The following is a 20,377-nucleotide window of genomic DNA, read 5'->3' as shown; positions in this document are numbered from 1 at the left end:
GCCATGCTAGCTACCATGAAACGTCACGGCGTGACGCTGGCCGTCTTTGCCGCGCTGGCCACCGGCCTGACCGCCGTAGTGAACAGCCTGACACAAAATACCATTGCTCATCAGGCAGCCTTGCAGCAGAAGGCATTGTTAGATCAAGTGGTTCCCGCAGAGTTATACGATAACGATATGCAGGGTGAGTGTTACGTTGTCACTGATCCGGCATTAGGCAACACCGCGCCACATCGCCTGTATCTGGCGCGTAAAGACGGCAAGCCCGTTGCCGCCGCCATAGAGAGTACCGCGCCAGATGGCTATTCCGGTGCTATTCAGCTGTTGGTTGGCGCAGATTTTCAAGGTAAAGTCCTCGGCAGCCGGGTGATGGAACATCACGAAACGCCTGGGTTGGGAGATAAAATTGATATTCGCATTTCTGACTGGATTACCCGTTTCAGTAATCAACAGGTTGAAGGCAAAGACGATAAGCGCTGGGCAGTCATTAAAGACGGCGGTACTTTCGATCAATTTACCGGTGCCACCATCACCCCAAGGGCGGTAGTTCGCGCCGTTAAAAATACCGCGCTGTTTATGGAAACCCTGCCAGCCAGGCTGTCTACCCTGCCAACTTGCGGAGTTGAACAATGAGTGAAGCTAAGAATTTGATGGTGCAAGGGTTGTGGAAGAATAACTCTGCGCTGGTGCAATTGCTGGGGCTGTGCCCTTTGCTGGCGGTCTCCTCCACCGCGACTAACGCCCTTGGGCTGGGGCTGGCGACGACGTTGGTGCTGGTCTGTACCAATACGGCCGTTTCAGCCCTACGCCGTTGGGTGCCAAACGAGATTCGCATCCCTATTTACGTGATGATTATCGCCTCGGTAGTGAGCACGGTTCAAATGCTGATTAATGCTTATGCCTTTGGTTTATATCAGTCTTTAGGGATCTTTATTCCGCTTATCGTGACCAACTGTATCGTGATTGGCCGCGCCGAAGCTTATGCTGCCAAAAATCCAATCGGGCTCTCGGCGCTGGACGGGCTGGCAATGGGGTTAGGCGCAACCGGCGCTCTGTTTGTTCTCGGTTCGCTGCGGGAAATTCTGGGCAACGGCACCCTATTCGACGGCGCAGATCTGCTGCTGGGCAACTGGGCTAAGGTGCTGCGGGTTCAAATCGTGCATCTGGATAGTCCGTTTCTTCTGGCCATGCTGCCGCCCGGCGCTTTTATCGGCCTCGGATTATTACTGGCAGTAAAATATGTGATTGATGAAAAAATGAAAGCCCGTAAAGCCCGGCGAGTCGCCGCTGAGGCGGTGCCCAAAGGAATGGTTGAGAAAGCCTGATGAATAAACAGAAACGCATCGAGATTTTGACTCGCCTGCGCGAGAACAATCCGCACCCAACCACCGAATTGATGTTTACCAGCCCGTTTGAGCTACTCATTGCGGTGCTGCTATCGGCACAGGCAACTGATGTCAGCGTCAATAAAGCTACCGCCAAGCTGTATCCGGTGGCGAATACGCCGCAGGCCATACTGGATTTGGGCGTGGACGGTTTGAAGTCCTATATCAAAACCATTGGGCTGTTTAATACCAAAGCGGAAAATGTGATTAAAACCTGCTGCATTCTGCTGGAAAAACATCAGGGGGAAGTACCGGAGGATCGGGCGGCACTGGAAGCACTGCCGGGGGTGGGCCGCAAAACGGCCAACGTGGTACTGAACACCGCTTTTGGTTGGCCGACTATCGCCGTCGATACCCATATTTTCCGGGTCTGTAACCGCACCCACTTTGCCCCTGGTAAGAATGTCGATCAGGTTGAAGAAAAGTTGCTGAAAGTCGTGCCCGCCGAGTTCAAGCAGGACTGTCACCACTGGTTGATTTTACACGGCAGATACACCTGTATTGCCCGTAAACCTCGCTGTGGTTCCTGCATTATTGAAGATTTATGCGAATTTAAAGATAAGGTTTACCCGGAAAACTGATGATGTTCGCCCTGCTATCCCGCAAAGCCGCGCTTCACAGCCTAGCCTCATCCCAAATCAACGCTATTTTACCGCGATAAATATCCTCTATGCCGCGATTGCGGCATTCGATTAGACGCCCTCCCGCCGCCGCACTAGACTTGTGACAAATTATTCTCAAGTATTTAAATAATAATTTACTTATTCGAAACAACATCTGCGGCCATTAATCATGAAATTCAAACCATCGATCAAACCTTATACTGCCGCAGCCGGTGGTTGGGGTTCCCTGGAAGCTACGACCCGTTTTGTGCTGGACAGCAAACGTGCGCTTGCCAATATCCGTAATCTGCTGCGGGTCAATCAGGTCAAAGGTTTTGACTGTCCCGGCTGTGCCTGGGGTGATGATAATCACAGCACCTTCAGTTTTTGCGAGAACGGTGCCAAAGCCGTCAGTTGGGAGGCTACGCGCAAAGCCGTCGATCCAGAATTCTTCGCCACGCATACCGTGACAACGCTTAGCCAGCAAAGCGATTACTTTCTGGAATACCAAGGCCGTATTACCCACCCAATGCGCTACGATGCCAGCAGCGACCGCTATCGCCCGGTAAGCTGGGAAGAAGCGTTGGGGTTGATTGCCCATCACATCGGCGCGATGAATAATCCGAATCAGTTAGAGTTGTATACCTCCGGTCGCGCCAGTAACGAAGCGTCCTATTTATACCAACTGTTTGGCCGAATGCTGGGTACGAATAATTTTCCTGATTGTTCGAATATGTGCCATGAAGCCAGCGGCACCGGGCTAAGCCAAAGTATCGGCGTGGGTAAAGGCACCATTCGTATGGAAGATTTTGAACGGGCGGACGCCATTTTTGTCTTTGGCCAAAATCCCGGCACCAATCATCCGCGAATGTTGCACAGCCTGCGTCACGCCAAGGATCGCGGCGCGCGCATTGTCAGTTTTAATACGCTGCGGGAACGCGGTCTGGAGCGTTTTGCCGACCCGCAGAACCCGATTGAGCTGCTTACGCCGAAGTCTTCTCCGATCAGCTCATCCTATTATCAGCCGAATTTAGGCGGTGATATGGCGGCGGTGCGCGGTATGGTGAAAGCCCTGCTGGAAACGCATCGCGAGCAGCTCTCTATGGGGTTAGACGGCATTTTCGATCAGACGTTTATCGATCTGCATACGCGAGGCTCTTCCGCCTACTTTGCCGCCGTCGACCGCACCTCCTGGCAGAAAATCACCCAACAATCAGGCTTGAGCGAAGAGCAGCTGCGCCACGCTGCATGGGTTTACCAGCATGCCGAACGGGTTATTTTCACTTGGGCAATGGGCATTACTCAGCACAAGCACTCCGTGGCCACGGTGCGGGAAATGACCAACATGCAGTTGCTGTTCGGTCAGCTCGGTAAACCGGGAGCGGGCCTGTGTCCGGTACGTGGTCACAGCAACGTACAGGGCAACCGAACCATGGGTATCGACGAAAAACCGTCCGCCGCTATGTTGGATCGACTGGCCGCACACTTTGATTTCACTCCGCCGAGAGAAGCCGGTCACAATACCGTGGAAGCGCTGGAAGCCATGCTGCGTGGTGAAGTGAAAGTTTTGATAGCCCTGGGTGGGAATCTGGCCGCCGCCGCACCGGATTCCCAACGGACCGCTCAGGCGCTGCGCTGCTGTGATTTAACCGTGCATATCAGCACCAAGCTGAATCGCAGCCATTTGGTGACCGGTGCCGACGCCTTAATTCTGCCGACGTTGGGGCGTACCGAACGAGATATGCAAGCCACCGGCTCGCAATACATCACCGTAGAGGACTCCTTTAGCATGGTGCACGCTTCTGAAGGCGTGGGTAAACCGCTGTCCGATAGCCAACGTTCGGAGACCGCCATTGTCTGTGCCATCGCCGATGCAGTGCTGGGCTGCGATAAACTGAACTGGCTAGCGTTAGCGGACGATTATCACTTGATTCGCGACCATATCGCCGCCACAGTGCCGGGTTTTAGCGATTTTAACGCCCGTTGCGAGCAGCCGGGCGGTTTCTATCTCGGCAGTACCGCCGCCGAATTGAAATTCGCCACTGCCAGCGGAAAAGCCGAGTTCAGCGACGCGCCTTTACCAAACAGTCTGTTCCCGCAGATTGGCAATACCAACGCGCCTTTCGTGCTACAAACCCTTCGTTCTCACGATCAATACAACACCACCATTTACGGATTGGACGATCGCTATCGGGGCGTTTATGGGCAGCGGGAAGTCCTGTTTATCAACCCGCAGGATTTGGCGGATTTAGGTTTGGCGGATGGTAATCAGGTAGAAATTGAAACGCTGTGGAATGACGGTATTACCCGTAAGGTTAACGGTTTTAAACTGGTCAGTTATGACATTCCCCGTGGCAATCTGGCGGCCTATTATCCGGAAACCAATCCATTAGTCCCGCTATCAAGTTTTGGCGATCAAACCCATACGCCAACGTCCAAATCTATTCCGGTGGTGATACGTCCGTGGCAAGAGCCACGCTCGCAACGTATTGCCTGAGTTAGAAATATTTCTCTTATGCAGGGCATTCATTATGCCCTGAATTATTTAAGGGATTTGTGCATCAGAGTGATATGACGCTTGCCCGACGCGGCTGATTCGCGTAAAACTGTCAGCCGCGAATCACTCGACTCACTACACCATTCACTGGACGATATGTTTCAAGATAACCCGCTGCTGGCGCAGCTTAAACAGCAACTTCACACTCAGACCCCACGCGTTGAAGGCGTGGTAAAAGGGACTGAGAAAGGCTTTGGCTTTCTTGAGGTAGATGGGCAGAAAAGTTACTTTATCCCACCGCCGTATATGAAGAAGGTCATGCACGGCGACCGTATAGTCGCCACTCTTCATACCGAAAAAGATCGTGAAATTGCTGAGCCAGAGTCTCTGGTCGAGCCTTTTCTCTCTCGCTTTGTCGGTAAAGTGCAGAGAAAAGATGACCGCCTGTCGATTATTCCAGACCATCCTTTGCTGCGGGATGCTATCCCTTGTCGTCCGGTACGCGAGTTAACCCACGATTTCCAAAACGGTGATTGGGCCGTAGCCGAAATGCGCCGCCATCCGCTAAAAGGCGATCGCGCTTTCAACGCTGATTTAACCGCCTTTATCACTCATGCCGACGATCATTTCGTTCCGTGGTGGGTCACCCTCTCCCGTCATAATCTGGAGCGCGAAGCGCCAACCATGGTGGCCGCAGAACTAAAGCAGGACGGTTTGGAGCGTGAAGACTTAACTGCACTGAACTTCGTTACTATCGACAGCGCCAGCACCGAAGATATGGACGATGCGCTGCATGTGGCAGACAAAGGCGACGGCAATCTGTTGCTGACTATCGCCATTGCCGATCCGACCTCCTACGTGGACGAAAACAGCGAGCTGGATCTGATTGCGCGTAAACGTGCTTTCACCAACTACCTACCGGGCTTCAACATCCCGATGCTGCCGCGAGATCTGTCCGATAACCTGTGTTCTTTGCGTCCGAATGAGCGCCGTCCGGTACTGGTTTGTCGGGTTACCATCGCCGAAGACGGTACGCTGGGCGATGATATTTCATTTTCTGTCGCCTGGGTCGAGTCTAAAGCCAAGCTGGTTTACGATGAAGTGTCTGACTGGCTGGAAAATCAAGGTGACTGGCAGCCGCAGAACGCCGAAATCGCTGAGCAAATCAAGCTGCTGCAACGCGTATGTAACGCGCGTAACGCCTGGCGTCAGAAGAATGCGCTGGTGTTTAAAGATCGTCCAGACTACCGCTTCCTGTTGGGTGAGAAAGGCGAAGTGCTGGATATCATCGTTGAGCAACGCCGCATTGCCAACCGCATTGTGGAAGAATGCATGATTACCGCCAACGTCTGTGCTGCCATTGTGCTGCGCGAGCGTCTGGGCTTTGGAATCTATAACGTTCACACCGGTTTTGACCCGGCCCTAGTCGAGCAGGCAGCGGCAGTGCTGAAAACCAACGAAGTGGAAGCCGATCCTCAAGCTCTACTGACGTTACCGGGCTTCTGCGAACTGCGTCGCCATCTTGATTCGTTGCCAACCCAGTTCCTCGATAGCCGTATTCGTCGTTTCCAGACCTTTGCGGAAATCAGCATCGAGCCAGGCCCGCACTTTGGCTTAGGTTTAGAGGCTTACGCCACCTGGACATCGCCAATTCGTAAATACGGCGATATGGTTAACCATCGGCTGCTGAAAGCGGTGATTACCGGTCAACAGGCCGAAAAACCGCAGGAAGAGATTACCGTTCAACTGGCCGAACGCCGCCGCCTGAACCGTATGGCCGAGCGCGATGTAGGTGACTGGCTGTACGCCCGTTATTTACAGCCAAGCGCGGGTACCGATACCCGTTTCCCAGCGGAAATTATCGATGTGACTCGCGGTGGTTTACGCATTCGTTTACTGGATAACGGCGCGGTCGCCTTTATTCCTGCGCCATTTATTCACGCGGTGCGTGATGAGATGGTGTGCAGTCAGGAAACCGGCACCGTACAAATCAACGGTGAAGTGGTTTACCGTCAGAGCGATAAAATCGAGGTTGTCATCGCGGAAGTCCGTATGGAAACCCGGAATGTGATCGCCCGCCCAGCCGCCTGAAACTAGGTGTTGTTCGTTAAAAACCGTGTGGATAGCCAACTATCCCGCGGTTTTTTTTTATTCTTTTTGCCTATTCCCCCACTGACTTCCCCAGTCAAAAAAACCTGTCAGCTCGCAATTTGTCAGCAAATGCAAACAATATTGACATTAAAATAATTCGTTCATCACAGATTTCGCTCTATGGGCTTTTCTTCCACGTTGAAGATCATATGTTAACGAGTCGTTAATCAAATAGACCTACACCCTCACACTCTGCCCCTACCAACAAAGGAGTTGTTGTTCATGAAAAACGTCAAGACCGCCGTTATCTGGCTGATTGTGGCGTTAATCGGTGCTTTTGCCTTTGCCATGCTGGCACTCAGCCGCGGCGAACACGTAAATGCTATCTGGTTAGTTATCGCCGCGGTAGCCTGCTACAGCATCGCTTACCGTTTCTACAGCCTGTTTATCGCCAAGAATATCTTTGAGTTGGATGATCGCCGCCTGACGCCCGCCGAACGGCGCAATGACGGTCTGGACTACGTTCCGACCAACAAATGGGTGCTGTTCGGCCACCACTTTGCCGCCATCGCCGGTGCAGGCCCGCTGGTCGGGCCAATTCTGGCCGCACAAATGGGCTTTTTGCCGGGCATTATCTGGATCTTGGTCGGCGTCATGATGGCCGGGGCAGTGCAAGACTTCCTGATTCTGTTTATTTCAACCCGCCGAGATGGTCGCTCGTTGGGTGAAATGGCGAAGCAAGAGCTGGGGGCATTCGCCGGGGTGATTACCATGCTTGGCGCATTGGGGGTCATGATTATTATCCTGTCCGCCCTAGCGTTGGTGGTGGTCAAAGCGCTGGCAGATAGCCCGTGGGGGTTATTCACTATCGCCGCCACCATTCCTATCGCGCTGTTTATGGGCGTGTATATGCGCTACCTGCGTCCGGGGAAAATTGCTGAGGTTTCCCTGCTCGGTTTCGTGCTGATGATGGCCGCCATTATTTACGGTGGAAATATTGCCCTTCACCCTTATTGGGGACCGTTCTTCACGTTACACGGCACTACCCTGACCTGGGTATTGGTGATCTACGGTTTTGTTGCCTCAGTGCTGCCGGTCTGGCTGTTACTGGCTCCTCGTGATTATCTGTCTACCTTCCTGAAAATCGGCGTCATCATTGGTTTGGCTATCGGAATTGTCTTCGCTATGCCGGAAATGAAGATGCCTGCGGTATCCCGGTTTATTGACGGCAGTGGCCCGGTGTTCTCCGGCAGCCTGTTCCCGTTCCTGTTTATCACCATTGCCTGCGGAGCTATCTCTGGCTTCCACGCCCTGGTTTCCAGCGGCACCACGCCTAAATTGGTAGAGCGGGAAAGCCACATTCGCTTTATTGGCTACGGCGCGATGCTGATGGAATCTTTCGTCGCTATCATGGCTTTGATTTGCGCCTCGGTGATCGATCCCGGCGTTTACTTCGCCATGAACTCACCGGCAGCGCTGATCGGGACTACCGTGGAAAGCGCCTCGGCGGCGATCAATAGTTGGGGATTTGTGGTGACGCCGGAAGTGTTAACCATGATTGCCAAAGACGTGGGCGAAAACTCCATTCTGTCGCGAGCCGGTGGCGCGCCGACCTTCGCCGTGGGTATGGCTCATATCATTAGTGAAGTCTTCAATAGCCGCAATATGATGGCGTTCTGGTATCACTTTGCCATACTGTTTGAAGCCATGTTTATTTTAACCGCAGTGGATGCAGGAACCCGCGCCTGTCGCTTTATGGTGCAGGATTTGGTCGGCGTAGCGGTGCCAAGTCTGGCCAATAACCGTTCCTGGTTCGGTAATCTGGCGGGAACCTCCGTCGCCGTCGCTTGCTGGGGCTTTTTCGTCTACCAAGGGGTGGTTGACCCATTGGGCGGGATTAATACTCTTTGGCCACTGTTCGGCATTGGTAACCAGATGCTGGCGTCGATGGCGCTGATTCTGGGCACCGTGGTGCTGTTCAAAATGAAGAAACAGCGCTATGTCTGGGTGACGATTGTTCCCACTATCTGGTTGTTTATTACCTCGATGACCGCCGGTTGGCAGAAGATTTTCCATGAAAAACCGAGCATTGGTTTCCTGGCGCAGGCAAAGAAATTCTCAACCGGCGTAGAACAAGGGGTACTGATTGCTCCGGCCAAAAGCTTTAAAGACATGGAAACTATCGTGTTTAATAACCAGATTAACGCCGCCCTCTGCGCTTTCTTTATGTTAGTGGCGGTAACTATGCTGATTTCAGCATTCTTCGTGGTGCGTCGGGCGCTGAAATCCAGTCAACCCACCGCTCATGAGAGCGAAATTGTATTACGCGAGGAGGTCGCCCGTGGTTAATTCAGGTTTAATTTTCCAGCATAAATCTGCCGCTGCGCGATCTGGGCTGCATATCCTGCGCTGTGTTCCTTTAGCTCCGTTGATGCCCCAGCCGAAAAGTCTGTGGGGAAAAATGAGGCTGATCGCCAAGCGAACTGCTCAGAGTTTTCGTTTGATGGTTGGCGTGCAGGATTACGGTAATTATCTGCAGCATATGCGGCGTCATCATCCGGAAAAAATGCCGATGACCGAACGGGAATTCCACCGTTATTGTCTGGATGCGCGTTTCCCTAGTCAGGGGGGAAAGTTAGGGAAATGCCCGTGTTAGCAGAGATTCCAGCCTGATATTCCGCCTAGACAGGCAAGGAATCAAGTGACGACGTAACGCCTCATCCGCAACGATGAGGCGTTTTTATTGGGTGAAAAACCAAAATCAGCGCAGTGTCTAATTCACAGGACAGTTAACTCAGCATCGGCGACCCAAATGCGCCCTGCCAGTCGTGTTCAAACTGCTCGACCGCAGCCTGTACCGCCGGCGTTGAGATCAACTGTTCGGCGACGTCTACCGGCAGAGTAACCGACTGACAGCCCGCCAGCAGGCAATCCAAAACCTGCCTCGGCGTGCGGAAACTGGCCGCCAGCACTTTGGCCTGCGGCGCGTGTAAATTCAGTAGTTGCTGCAACTCACGCACCATCGCCACGCCATCCTGACCTTGCGCATCTAACCGGTTGACATAAGGCGCTACATACTCTGCCCCCGCCAGCACCGCCAGCAATCCCTGACCTGCACCGTACACGGCAGTACCCAAGGTTGGAATCGACATAGTTTTCAACTTCTTAATTGCCGCCAGCCCCTCGCTGGTCACCGGAATTTTCACTACCAACCCCGGTACGCGTTGAGACAATAACATCGCCTCCGCCACCATTCTCTCGCTATCACGGGCAATCACCTGAGCAAACAGCTTGCCGGTTCCTCCCAGAGCATCTCGCAGAGCAGGCAGCACTTCCCAGATCGGTTTTCCCTCTTTCGCCAGAATACTCGGGTTAGTGGTCACACCCTGTAAAGGCAAGATACGCGCCAACCGTTTTACCGCAGTCACGTCCGCCGTATCGAGATAAAGCTCCATGGGGATCTCCTGATTCAATAAATGTGAGTGCCAAGATCATATGACTAATCATAAACTAATCGAGGGTATTATAGGGTGATCGCTATCATAGCTGTTTAACCGCCGAGCTGGCAGCGGGCCAAAATGGATGTTTCTTATGATTCCATTCGGGTATTGCGCAGCCCGACGGCCAGACCTTCCGCCAGATGACGACCTCTGTCAGGTATCATTCAGTTTTACAGCCTTATCGAGGCAAAATCCCTGTGCTATTCTGGATTAATTGCCATACGTCAGGCCATTACTACGCCGCGCCATTTCTCGCCGCATAGCGCGACTTTTGCCCATTTGTGCAACAATTTAATACGCAGACAGGCTCATCCCATCGGCGTAAATAGTGGAGATTAAGATGGCGGAAATCGTATTTAACCGTGAACAGACCCGTCTCATGGCGCAGAAAATCCAGCGCTATCTGGAGCGCGAACATCAGTTCAAATTAGGCGATTTTGACGCCGAATTTTTATTGGATTTTTTTACCCAGGAACTCGGCGCTCATTATTATAATCAAGGTATTGCCGATGCTATTGCACAAGTAGAAGCCAAAATGGAAAATATGGTGGATACCCTGCTGTGGCTAGAGAAACCCGTCCATAATTAATCAGAAAGGCCAACCAATCAGGATTGCTCGTAACAAACGGTGACTTCAGGTTTCAGCAAATGCGGATAACCTTGGGCCTACATACATAATGGGCAATCAGGAAGTCACCATCGATTGGAGAGCATGAGCTATCGTTCTTATTGATTAATCGTGCGATTTTACGTACTTCCTCGCTTTTACCTGTCGATAGGTGTCAAATTAAGACTATTTACCTATTAAATGTTTATTAGTGATTTATACTATTTTCTACGGGTTATTTTCCGTCAAATTATCATTAATCTGGCATTTAAGTCAGATTAACGTTTTATATACCGCTACTTTAAAAAATGACCCACCAGCTAAAGTTGGAGTACTGCCTATACTTATTGAGGTAACTCCAGCGGGATAATGTCCGGCAGCCCAGGTGTTAATGGACAATATTCCAGGCCAACGTCAGGAGAATTTATGATGATTATGACTAAACGATTTGCTACCGCCGCACTGGCTATTACTTTAGCGTTATCCCTGAGCGCCTGCTCCAATATGTCCAAGCGCGATCGTAATACCGCTATAGGTGCCGGTGCCGGCGCCGTGGGCGGTGCCGTACTGACTGGCAGCACACTGGGTACGTTAGGTGGTGCAGCTATTGGTGGGGTTATCGGGCATCAGGTGGGTAAATAATAAGGCTATTTATTTCCCTTATTGATTGATCCACTGAAATATCTTTCGCTGCGGCGGTGATTGAAACCGCAGCGAAAGTTGTTGCTTAAATAACGTTGCTATCAGTCCTGCTGCATACCAAGCGATTATTTCAGATGATAAAAGACTGATGGGCGGAATAAATGAGAGATGTCAGAAAATAGTCGACCCCTAACAGGTATTATCCTGATATCAACCTCCGGCCAGCTTGACCTTCATTCCTTTAGCTTCCAATAACTGCTTCAATAGCTCCCGCTTATCACCCTGAATTTCGATAACGCCATCTTTTAATGAACCACCGCAGCCGCATTTTTTCTTTAATTCCGCCGCCAGTTTCTCTAGCATTTCATCACTGCCATCAACGCCGGTAATCAGGCATACGCCTTTACCTTTACGCCCGCTGGTTTGTCGTTGGATACGGACTATGCCGTCGCCCTTTGGACGCTCAGCCTTGACCACGGGTTCGTCAATGCGCCCGGTTTCCGTTGAATACACCAATCGGTTATTATCGTTAACCATTAAGCCCCCTTCACCAAAGATGCCCGAATATCTCGCAGCGTTTGCGCCGGATTTTCTGATTGCGTAATCGGACGCCCGATCACCATATAATCTACACCGGCCGCCAGCGCCTGGTGTGGCGTCATAATCCGGCGCTGATCCCCTGCCTCACTGCCTACGGGACGAATACCCGGTGTCACCAACTTAAAGTCACTGCCGCAGCTCTGTTTTAAACGTACCGCTTCCTGCGCAGAACAGACCACGCCATCCAGGCCACAGTTTTTAGTCAGTTTAGCCAGACGCTCGGCGTGATCGGCCGGATCGGCGTCAATACCGATGCCGAGTAAGTCTTCTTTTTCCATACTGGTCAGCACGGTCACGGCTATCAACAGCGGAGCCTGTGCGCCATAAGGCAACAATGCTTCTTTTGCCGCCGTCATCATACGCGCGCCGCCGCTGGCGTGGACATTCACCATCCAGACGCCCATTTCCGCAGCGGCAGCCAAGGCTTTAGCGGTAGTATTTGGAATATCGTGAAACTTCAGATCGAGAAAAACCTCGAACCCACGCTGATGCAGATCACGTACCAACTTTGGGCCAAACAGGGTAAACATTTCTTTGCCGATTTTTAGCCGGCAATCGCGCGGGTCAACGCGATCGGCAAACGCCAGAGCTGCGTTTTTATCGGCATAGTCCAATGCGACCACAATCGGGGAAGATCCTGAGTCATTATTATTGGTTTTAGTATCCGACGTCATGTTTCTACCCTCTGTAATATATGCAAATAATCAAGGCTGCCTTTCGCGACTAACGGCGTGCTATCTATAACAGCCACTCAAAAATATTAACCGCCGGCATTCTACATGGCGTCGAGGGGAAATTACAGATTTCCGTCCCTGTTATCTCTCTAAGGATGACAGGGATAACCACGGCCATGACTGCGGCAAGGCGCCAGAGGTGCGAAATGTATAAATCATTGCGGAAAGGTCAATTTGGGTCAGTCTTGTTCGGTAGTTAATAACCGGTAGAAAGTAAAACAGTTTCAAGAAAGGTAAATTATAAATCAAATAAATTGAATGAGATTATCAGGAGTTTGAGATTTTCATTAATTTCAGATGCTATATCATTCAGTCCATCGGAAGACATCGCCTTCCACTTAATCATAATGGACTGGAGTTTCACATGAAAAACATCAAATATATCGCCTCTGCCTTAGTTCTTTCCCTAGCATCTTTCACCAGCATGGCTTCAACCAGCGTGAACACCCAACAGTCAGCAAGTTTGAATAAAACTGGCGTAATCTCTGTCAGCAACGCCGGTACTCTGACCGAACTGGAAAACGCGCTGGCTCAAAAAGCACAGGCCGCAGGGGCAAAATCTTTCCAGATCACCTCTGCCAGCGGCAATAATAAGCTGCACGGCACCGCCGTTATTTATCAATAATTAGCGGTTTCGCACCCCATTACGAAATAAGTAATTTCATGTAGCTATGACAAGAAGAGCGCCGATGCGCTCTTTTTTGCATTTGACATATGAATTTTTTGTGAATTTTATGTTATCAACTAGACAGCGCGCTAAACCTCACATAGCTTGGTACTTTCCCCTGCTTAAAGGTGACATGATGAGCGAAGTATCGACCTTAACCATTAAAATCCCTCTGGAATTAAAAGAAAAGATTAAAGCCGCTGCGCTGGAAAAACAGTTTTCGCTCAGCTCCGAAGTCTGTGAACGACTGGAGCAGAGTTTTAATCCGGCAGCCAAAAATGCCAAAGCTGGCCGAAAGGACGGGAAAACGCATCACAGCGAGATTGATAACCAGGGAATTGAAGAGATTTCCGAACAGCCGCTGAGTCAGAAAGAGTTGAAGAAACTGCGTCAGTTGCTCAAAGATGGCGTTAAACCGGCGCAAAAGAAGAAATAGAAAATGACATGATTAGGGTGAGAAAAGTTCTCACCCTGCTGTTTGCTGCCCACCAGCCATCGCCGGTAAACAATCTTCAGCGATTATTGCCCATCCAGCCCACGAATCGGTTTGACCGACGCCCAGGCGCGGCAAGATGGACAGTGCCAATAGAGCGAATGTGCGGTAAAACCGCATTTATGGCAGCGATAGCGCGGTTTTGTTCTGATCTGCTCGCCCACCATATCCCGCAGCAGTAGCAAACTTTCTTTGGCTCGCCCTTCTTCCGCATCAGCCAAATGGTAATCCATTAAACGATAGAATACCCGCATGGTTGGATGGCGTTGTAGCTGGCGGTTAATATATACCTGTGCCACATCGCGCCCGTCTTGCTGTTCCAGAATTTCTGCCAGCATCAGCTCAGCGGTGGCGCCGGTATTGTCTTCTACGCAACGCTTCAGGAAATCAGACCACGCCTGCGGTTGCTGTAAATGCTGGTAGCAATCGTGCAGCATCGGTAGCGCCTCGCTGACCACTTCTTTATCCTGTTCCAGCACTTGCTGTAAAGCTTCCGCGGCTTTGGCAAAATCGCCGCGCGCCATATGAACGCGCCCAAGCATTATTGACACTCTGGCGCAGTCTTTATCGGCGCTGGCAGCCTTTTTCAGCAACCCCATCGCCTTATCCAGATCGTCGCTTCCCATGGCTTGCAACGACAGTTCGCAATAGAAATGCGCAATTTCGCTACGCTGCTTATCTTTGCCCAACTTCACCAGTTTTTCTGCGACTTCAATGGCTTTGATCCAATCGCTGGTGGCCTGATGGATAACCAGAAGTTGCTGTAAGGCTCCAACGCGAAAGTCAGCTTCTTCAATCAGTTGGGTAAACATGTCTTCGGCGCGGTCATACAGCCCGGCGGCCATATAGTCGCGGCCTAATTGCTGAATGGCCAGCAGGCGTTGTTCAAAGGTCAGTGATGCACTTTCCATCAAAGCCTGATGGATACGAATGGCGCGGTCAACTTCACCACGCGAACGGAAAAGGTTACCTAAAGTAAGATGCGCTTCAACGGTGGAGCTGTCCTCTTTCAACATATCGAGAAAGAGATCGACCGCTTTGTCCTGCTGATTGGATAAAAGGAAATTAACCCCTGCCACGTATTCACGAGACAGGCGGTTGGCATCCTGTTGTTTATCCTGCTGAGCGCTTCTGCGACCCATGTACCAGCCATAGGCGGCAGCCACGGGCAACAGCAGAAACAGCAGTTCTAACATAGAGAATTATTCCTTGCTGACAGCAGGCTGAGTCGCAGAGTGACGATCTTCAGCAGGTTGTTCCAGTTGCAGTTCAAGCCGTTTGATTTTGCGCTCTGCTCGTCCCAGAGAAATGCGGACACGTAGATAAAACAGGCCGCAAATAATCCAACCCAAGATCAACCCAATGGCAAACAATGTTGCTAATAACGTTGATACGCGGTATTCGCCCTGAGCCAATAAGTAGTTAAAGGTAACAACCTGATCGTTATTCGCCCCTAACGTGACTGATATCACGAAAATAACCAGTACTAACAAAAAAATCAGCAAATATTTCACGTTCTTTCCCATAGGCCGGATTACCCGACGAATTATGCCAAAAAAGTGGCGACATGACGTTATAAATTAACACTGACCCTGTGCGCAAATAAACCCTGAAGCGCGATAAAGCACGATCTTGAACGCTATTTTGACTTTTTACCGCTTTCATTTAAAAAATAATGAGAAACGCCCGCAATTATAAGCCAAAGTAAAGATATGGGGCGTCTGTAACCAAAAGCCAATAGCGCCGTCAATCAGATTTCCATAACCCCTGATTATAACCGTTGATCTCGCTGCTCAATTTCTTTTTGCTCTTGCGGCGGAATAGTCAATGGGCCGATCCAACGCTGAACCCCCATCGTGGCCAGTGCCACCAGCAAACCACTAATTAAGGTCGCGACAATCAGATCCTGCGGCCAATGCATGCCTAGCACCAGACGGCTACCCATCACGCCCGTCGCCCATACCATTAATAATCCGACGGTTTTGTAATGACGGCGTGGCCAAAGCAACCCAACGCCCAACAATGCCCAGGTTGCCGCAAAAACCGTATGTCCGGAGGGAAAAGCAAATCCGGTTTCAAAGCGCCAGTGTTTGACCAGCCATTTTGGTACCAGCGTTTGATTCTGAAGCTGCTCTTTCACCATCGCGCTGCGTTCTTTACGAGGCAACTGGTAGAACTCTTCACTGGTTAAGTGATTCTGATTTTCCAGCCAGACCACGAACGGGCGCGGTTCCTGCACCTGTTCTTTAATCAGAGATTTCACGCCCTGCCCGAAAACAATAACCAACGTTAATATCATCAGCAGACCCACTGCCGGTTTAAGGCGAAAACGCAGACACCACAAAAACCAACCGCTCAGGATAACGCTGGTCGCGATACCCCAAGGTGCGGTGACAGTCTCCGTTAGCGCAAAAAGTCCTTTAAGCCAAAATCCGGATGCGCCGGGCTGCCAATGCCAACCGGAGATCCAGACCGCTATGGGCATAAGTAATAAAAGAACAGTCCCAATCATGATTCGCTTTGCGATGTTTAACATCAAATATCCTTTTCTTTACTCAGCCTTAATCTTAGCCGCAGGCCATTTTTACTTCATTGATAATATACGTAAAATTGATTGGATAGCGAAGTTATCTGTTACCCTCTCTTTCATCGCTCATTTGTTGAACAGCTAATAATTTGAACTTATGGCAATATAAATAATCAAGTGTAGCGAAAGTTATAATTCGAGCGTTTCACTGGTTAAACCGCGAATCTGAAAGTAGGATGCGCTACAATAATTGTATAAGAGCCTGATGTATTAATATGAACACTAACATGCAGCTAAAACGTGTAGCAGAAGCCAAATTGCCTACTCCGTGGGGCGATTTTTTGATGGTCGGTTTTGAAGAACTGGCAACCGGTCACGACCATCTGGCATTGATTTTTGGTGATATTTCAGGTAACACACCGGTGCTTTCCCGGGTTCATTCCGAATGTCTGACCGGCGATGCCCTGTTCAGTTTACGCTGCGATTGCGGGTTCCAGTTGGAAGCCGCGCTGGCTCAAATCGCGGAAGAAGGCCGTGGAGTGCTGATTTATCACCGTCAGGAAGGTCGCAATATTGGCTTGTTAAATAAAATCCGCGCTTATGCGCTACAGGATTTGGGTGCAGATACCGTGGAAGCCAACTATCAGCTGGGTTTTGCCGCCGATGAACGCGATTTCACCCTGTGTGCTGACATCTATAAACTATTGGATATCAAAGAAATTCGCTTATTGACTAACAACCCGAAGAAGGTCGAAATTCTGACTGAAGCCGGAATTAACATCGTTGAACGCGTGCCGCTTTTAGTGGGTCGTAATCCTAAAAACGAACATTATATGGCGACCAAAGCGGCTAAAATGGGGCATTTGCTCAGCAAATAATGCAGGCGAGGTTTTACCGCCGATAGGTTTTTATCCCTACATTTTATCCTTCAATTATTATCGACATAAATATTAGTCAAATCATAAGTATTGCGCGCAATATAATCATCTGCACATAGAGCTGCACCTTAGACGTGCGCCTACAAAGGGTGGCCTAATTGCCACCCTTTTCGTTACAACGTCACCTACCTACCCTAGCGGATTACAGCATCTTGCGAATGACATAGTGTAAAATGCCATCGTTCTGGAAGTAGATCAGCTCATTACCGGTATCAATACGACAGCGAGTATTGACGATTTCCTGTCGACCATCGGCGTAAGTCAGCGTCACCGGCACCTGTTGCCCCGGTTTCAGATTCTGCATTCCACTCACGCTGATGGTTTCATCCCCACTTAACCCTAAAGTCTTACGGGTTACGCCCTGCGGAAATTCCAACGGTAAAATGCCCATCCCAATCAGATTAGAACGATGAATACGCTCGAAGGATTCGGCAATCACCACGCGAATACCTAACAAACGCGGCCCTTTCGCAGCCCAATCGCGGCTGGAGCCAGAACCGTATTCTTTACCGGCTATCACCGCCAGCGTCACTTTTTCCTGCTGGTATTGCATCGCCGCGTCATAAATCGCCATGATATTGTTTGAAGGAATATGTCGCGTCATTCCCCCTTCCACTCCCGGTACCATTTCATTGCGGATACGAATATTGGCAAAAGTGCCGCGCATCATGACTTCGTGGTTTCCTCGACGCGAACCGTAGGAGTTAAATTCCTTGATTTCCACACCGCGGTCCCGCAAATAGCGGCCAGCCGGACTATCTAGTTTGATATTGCCTGCGGGAGAAATATGGTCGGTGGTGACAGAGTCCGCCAAAATCGCTAGAATCCGCGCATTCTGGATATCCTGCACCGGTTCAGGTTCCGCCTTCATATCACTAAAGAAGGGAGGATGGCGAATATAGGTAGAATCAGCCTGCCAATCGTAGGTCGGAGTGCTTTCTACCACAATAGCCTGCCAGTTCTTGTCTCCGCTAAAGACTTCCGCATATTCCTTGCGGAACATTTCGGTTTTAACTTCTTCCACCGCTTTGGCAATTTCCTTTCCACTCGGCCAGATATCTTTCAGATACACAGGCTTACCATCATGACCTTCCCCTAAGGATTCGGTCGTGAGATCCAGCTTCATATTCCCTGCCAACGCATAGGCCACCACCAACGGCGGTGAAGCCAGCCAGTTGGTTTTTACTAGCGGATGAATGCGTCCCTCGAAGTTACGGTTACCTGACAGCACGGCACCGACGGTTAAATCACCGATTTTGATAGCTTTTTCAATTGGATCCGGTAATGGCCCGGAGTTGCCAATACAGGTAGTACAACCGTAGCCCACCAGATTAAAGCCCAGATTATCCAGATAAGGCGTTAATCCCGCTGAATTAAGATACTCGGTCACGACTTTCGAACCAGGGGCCAAAGACGTTTTTACCCAAGGTTTGGTTTTCAACCCTTTTTCTACGGCGCGCTTAGCCAGCAAACCCGCCGCCATCAGTACGCTCGGGTTTGAGGTATTGGTACAGGAAGTAATGGCCGCAATCACTACAGCGCCATTTTCCAGCTGATGATTTTCCCCGTTCAGTGAAAACTCAATCTGCTCAACCTTATCTTTCTTACCCTCAATTTCCAACTCGCCAAAAGCGTTAAACGCCTGAGGGACTTTCGGCAACGCCACGCGATCCTGCGGCCGTTTCGGCCCGGCCAGACTGGATTCCACGCTACCGAGATCCAAAGATAATGAACTGGTAAACACTGGCTCATCCCCCGGATGACGCCAAAGCCCCTGTGCCTTGCTATAGGCTTCTACCAGTGCAATTTGCGCATCGCTGCGCCCGCTCAAGCGCATATAACTCAGCGTGACCTCATCGACCGGGAAGAAACCGCAGGTTGCGCCGTATTCCGGCGACATATTGGCGATAGTGGCTCGATCAGCCAAAGGTAAATCGGCCAGTCCGTCGCCGTAGAATTCAACAAATTTCCCCACCACCCCGTGTTTTCGCAACATTTGGGTGACGGTAAGCACTAAATCGGTGGCGGTGATGCCTTCGCGAATTTTCCCCGTCAGCTTGAACCCCACCACATCAGGAATCAGCATGGATACCGGTTGGCCCAACATCGCCGCTTCCGCCTCAATCCCGCCGACGCCCCAGCCTAGAATCCCCAGGCCGTTAATCATCGTGGTGTGAGAATCGGTTCCGACCAAGGTATCCGGATAGGCAACCCGTTTATCGCCCTGCTGTTCCTGCCACACCGTTTGCCCCAGGTATTCCAAATTCACTTGGTGACAAATACCGGTGCCCGGCGGCACCACGCGGAAGCGATTAAAGGCTTTTTGCCCCCAACGCAGGAAGATATAACGTTCGTGGTTGCGTTCCATTTCCAGCCGGACGTTTTCCCCAAAGGCGTCTTTATCGCCAAATTCATCAACGGTAACCGAATGGTCAATCACCAGATCGACCGGTGACAGCGGATTAACCTGATTGACATCGCCGCCCAAACGGTGAACAGCTTCCCGCATCGCGGCCAAATCGACCACGGCCGGTACACCAGTGAAATCTTGCATCAGCACGCGCGCGGGCCGATAGGCAATTTCGCGATCGGCATGTCCATCCTTCAGCCAATCAGCGACGGCCGCCAGATCCTCTTCATGTACCGTATCGCCATCGATGTGGCGTAATAGATTTTCCAGCAGGACTTTCATAGATTTAGGTAGCCGGTCAATATCACCTAACAGCGGAGCCACTTTCGGCAAGCTGTAATAGTGATATTCCGTACCTAACGCGACCAGCGTGGTCATACTCGTTTTTCGTAGATCCAACGACATAGCGGCTCCTTTGTTGTTCTGTACAGAGGGTTTTTATTGGGATATTGGTGCAGTCCGGCGGAGAATAACCCGCTCGGTTATAGGGTTTGATTTAAATATAACACAAAGATAGGTTAACATTCTGATAACAACGCATTTGTCTATAGCGATAGGTAAAATCGATTAAAGGTGTTTTTTACCGGGAAATCAGATCCTTTGCGTAAGGATAATTCAGTATGACAATAGGAAAATATGGAGGACAATTACCGATCGCACTGATAAAAATGAAAACGCCTGTTT

Annotated in this window: 19 protein-coding genes; 12 read left to right on the top strand and 7 right to left on the bottom strand. The window is 50.6% G+C overall.

Annotated features, from left to right (window positions below):
• Window positions 1–3 precede the first annotated feature (3 nt).
• From rsxG to ACQ4OC_RS03305, 7 genes are all read left to right on the top strand, one after another.
• Window positions 4–633 (top strand): electron transport complex subunit RsxG, encoded by a 630-nt coding sequence (rsxG, locus tag ACQ4OC_RS03335; RefSeq protein ID WP_064513695.1) that lies wholly within the window; start codon window positions 4–6, stop codon window positions 631–633.
• Window positions 630–1,325: an electron transport complex subunit E gene (locus ACQ4OC_RS03330; RefSeq protein WP_064513693.1), complete on the top strand. Its 696-nt coding sequence runs from the start codon at window positions 630–632 to the stop codon at window positions 1,323–1,325. The genes rsxG and ACQ4OC_RS03330 overlap by 4 nt, the downstream gene beginning before the upstream one ends.
• Window positions 1,325–1,966: an endonuclease III gene (gene nth, locus ACQ4OC_RS03325; protein WP_064513691.1), complete on the top strand. Its 642-nt coding sequence runs from the start codon at window positions 1,325–1,327 to the stop codon at window positions 1,964–1,966. Before ACQ4OC_RS03330 ends, nth begins: the two co-directional genes overlap by 1 nt.
• A gap of 211 nt (window positions 1,967–2,177) precedes the next feature.
• Complete coding sequence (locus tag ACQ4OC_RS03320; protein ID WP_430970927.1) at window positions 2,178–4,484, top strand: FdhF/YdeP family oxidoreductase; 2,307 nt, start codon at window positions 2,178–2,180, stop codon at window positions 4,482–4,484.
• A 156-nt stretch (window positions 4,485–4,640) separates the two neighbouring features.
• Window positions 4,641–6,575 carry an exoribonuclease II gene (locus ACQ4OC_RS03315; protein ID WP_064513687.1) on the top strand — a complete coding sequence of 645 codons (1,935 nt, stop codon included), beginning with the start codon at window positions 4,641–4,643 and terminating at the stop codon, window positions 6,573–6,575.
• A 282-nt stretch (window positions 6,576–6,857) separates the two neighbouring features.
• Entirely contained in the window at window positions 6,858–8,924 is a 2,067-nt protein-coding gene (locus tag ACQ4OC_RS03310) for a carbon starvation CstA family protein (RefSeq protein ID WP_430970926.1), read from the top strand.
• On the top strand, window positions 8,917–9,231 hold the full coding sequence (locus tag ACQ4OC_RS03305; protein ID WP_430970925.1) for a YbdD/YjiX family protein: 315 nt from the start codon (window positions 8,917–8,919) through the stop codon (window positions 9,229–9,231). The genes ACQ4OC_RS03310 and ACQ4OC_RS03305 overlap by 8 nt, the downstream gene beginning before the upstream one ends.
• A 133-nt stretch (window positions 9,232–9,364) precedes the next feature.
• On the opposite strand, the gene fsa is transcribed toward ACQ4OC_RS03305, so the two are convergent.
• Window positions 9,365–10,030, bottom strand: coding sequence for a fructose-6-phosphate aldolase (fsa, locus tag ACQ4OC_RS03300; RefSeq protein ID WP_064513681.1), 666 nt, complete (start codon window positions 10,028–10,030; stop codon window positions 9,365–9,367).
• Between the two features lie 385 nt (window positions 10,031–10,415).
• Between fsa and ACQ4OC_RS03295 the strand changes: the two genes are divergently transcribed.
• On the top strand, window positions 10,416–10,664 hold the full coding sequence (locus tag ACQ4OC_RS03295; RefSeq protein ID WP_064513679.1) for a DUF2164 domain-containing protein: 249 nt from the start codon (window positions 10,416–10,418) through the stop codon (window positions 10,662–10,664).
• A gap of 444 nt (window positions 10,665–11,108) precedes the next feature.
• Window positions 11,109–11,324 (top strand): osmotically-inducible lipoprotein OsmB, encoded by a 216-nt coding sequence (gene osmB / locus ACQ4OC_RS03290; protein WP_064513677.1) that lies wholly within the window; start codon window positions 11,109–11,111, stop codon window positions 11,322–11,324.
• A gap of 210 nt (window positions 11,325–11,534) precedes the next feature.
• On the opposite strand, the gene yciH is transcribed toward osmB, so the two are convergent.
• Both yciH and pyrF read right to left on the bottom strand, forming a co-directional pair.
• Window positions 11,535–11,861, bottom strand: coding sequence for a stress response translation initiation inhibitor YciH (gene yciH / locus ACQ4OC_RS03285; RefSeq protein ID WP_064513675.1), 327 nt, complete (start codon window positions 11,859–11,861; stop codon window positions 11,535–11,537).
• A complete protein-coding gene (pyrF, locus tag ACQ4OC_RS03280; RefSeq protein WP_064513673.1) occupies window positions 11,861–12,598 on the bottom strand; it encodes an orotidine-5'-phosphate decarboxylase in 738 nt (245 codons plus the stop codon). The genes yciH and pyrF overlap by 1 nt, the downstream gene beginning before the upstream one ends.
• Window positions 12,599–13,022: 424 nt before the next feature.
• On the opposite strand from pyrF, the gene bhsA reads away from it, so the two are divergent.
• Both bhsA and ACQ4OC_RS03270 read left to right on the top strand, forming a co-directional pair.
• Window positions 13,023–13,283 carry a multiple stress resistance protein BhsA gene (gene bhsA, locus ACQ4OC_RS03275; RefSeq protein WP_064513671.1) on the top strand — a complete coding sequence of 87 codons (261 nt, stop codon included), beginning with the start codon at window positions 13,023–13,025 and terminating at the stop codon, window positions 13,281–13,283.
• Window positions 13,284–13,461: 178 nt separating this feature from the next.
• Window positions 13,462–13,761, top strand: coding sequence for an Arc family DNA-binding protein (locus ACQ4OC_RS03270; RefSeq protein WP_064513670.1), 300 nt, complete (start codon window positions 13,462–13,464; stop codon window positions 13,759–13,761).
• An 83-nt stretch (window positions 13,762–13,844) separates the two neighbouring features.
• On the opposite strand, the gene lapB is transcribed toward ACQ4OC_RS03270, so the two are convergent.
• The 3 genes from lapB to pgpB form a co-directional block, all read right to left on the bottom strand.
• Window positions 13,845–15,014, bottom strand: coding sequence for a lipopolysaccharide assembly protein LapB (gene lapB / locus ACQ4OC_RS03265; protein WP_064513668.1), 1,170 nt, complete (start codon window positions 15,012–15,014; stop codon window positions 13,845–13,847).
• A 6-nt stretch (window positions 15,015–15,020) separates the two neighbouring features.
• Entirely contained in the window at window positions 15,021–15,332 is a 312-nt protein-coding gene (locus ACQ4OC_RS03260; RefSeq protein WP_064518255.1) for a LapA family protein, read from the bottom strand.
• Between the two features lie 257 nt (window positions 15,333–15,589).
• Window positions 15,590–16,354 (bottom strand): phosphatidylglycerophosphatase B, encoded by a 765-nt coding sequence (pgpB, locus tag ACQ4OC_RS03255; protein ID WP_064513666.1) that lies wholly within the window; start codon window positions 16,352–16,354, stop codon window positions 15,590–15,592.
• A gap of 278 nt (window positions 16,355–16,632) precedes the next feature.
• Here pgpB and ribA point away from each other — a divergent pair, with 278 nt between their 5' ends.
• Window positions 16,633–17,223, top strand: a complete 591-nt coding sequence (gene ribA, locus ACQ4OC_RS03250; protein ID WP_064513665.1) for a GTP cyclohydrolase II — start codon at window positions 16,633–16,635, stop codon at window positions 17,221–17,223.
• Between the two features lie 202 nt (window positions 17,224–17,425).
• On the opposite strand, the gene acnA is transcribed toward ribA, so the two are convergent.
• Entirely contained in the window at window positions 17,426–20,098 is a 2,673-nt protein-coding gene (gene acnA / locus ACQ4OC_RS03245) for an aconitate hydratase AcnA (RefSeq protein WP_064513663.1), read from the bottom strand.
• Window positions 20,099–20,377 lie beyond the last annotated feature (279 nt).

The organism is Yersinia sp. J1, assembly GCF_050586585.1.
Lineage (GTDB): Bacteria > Pseudomonadota > Gammaproteobacteria > Enterobacterales > Enterobacteriaceae > Yersinia > Yersinia entomophaga.
This window is presented reverse-complemented; position numbering and strand designations above follow the sequence as displayed.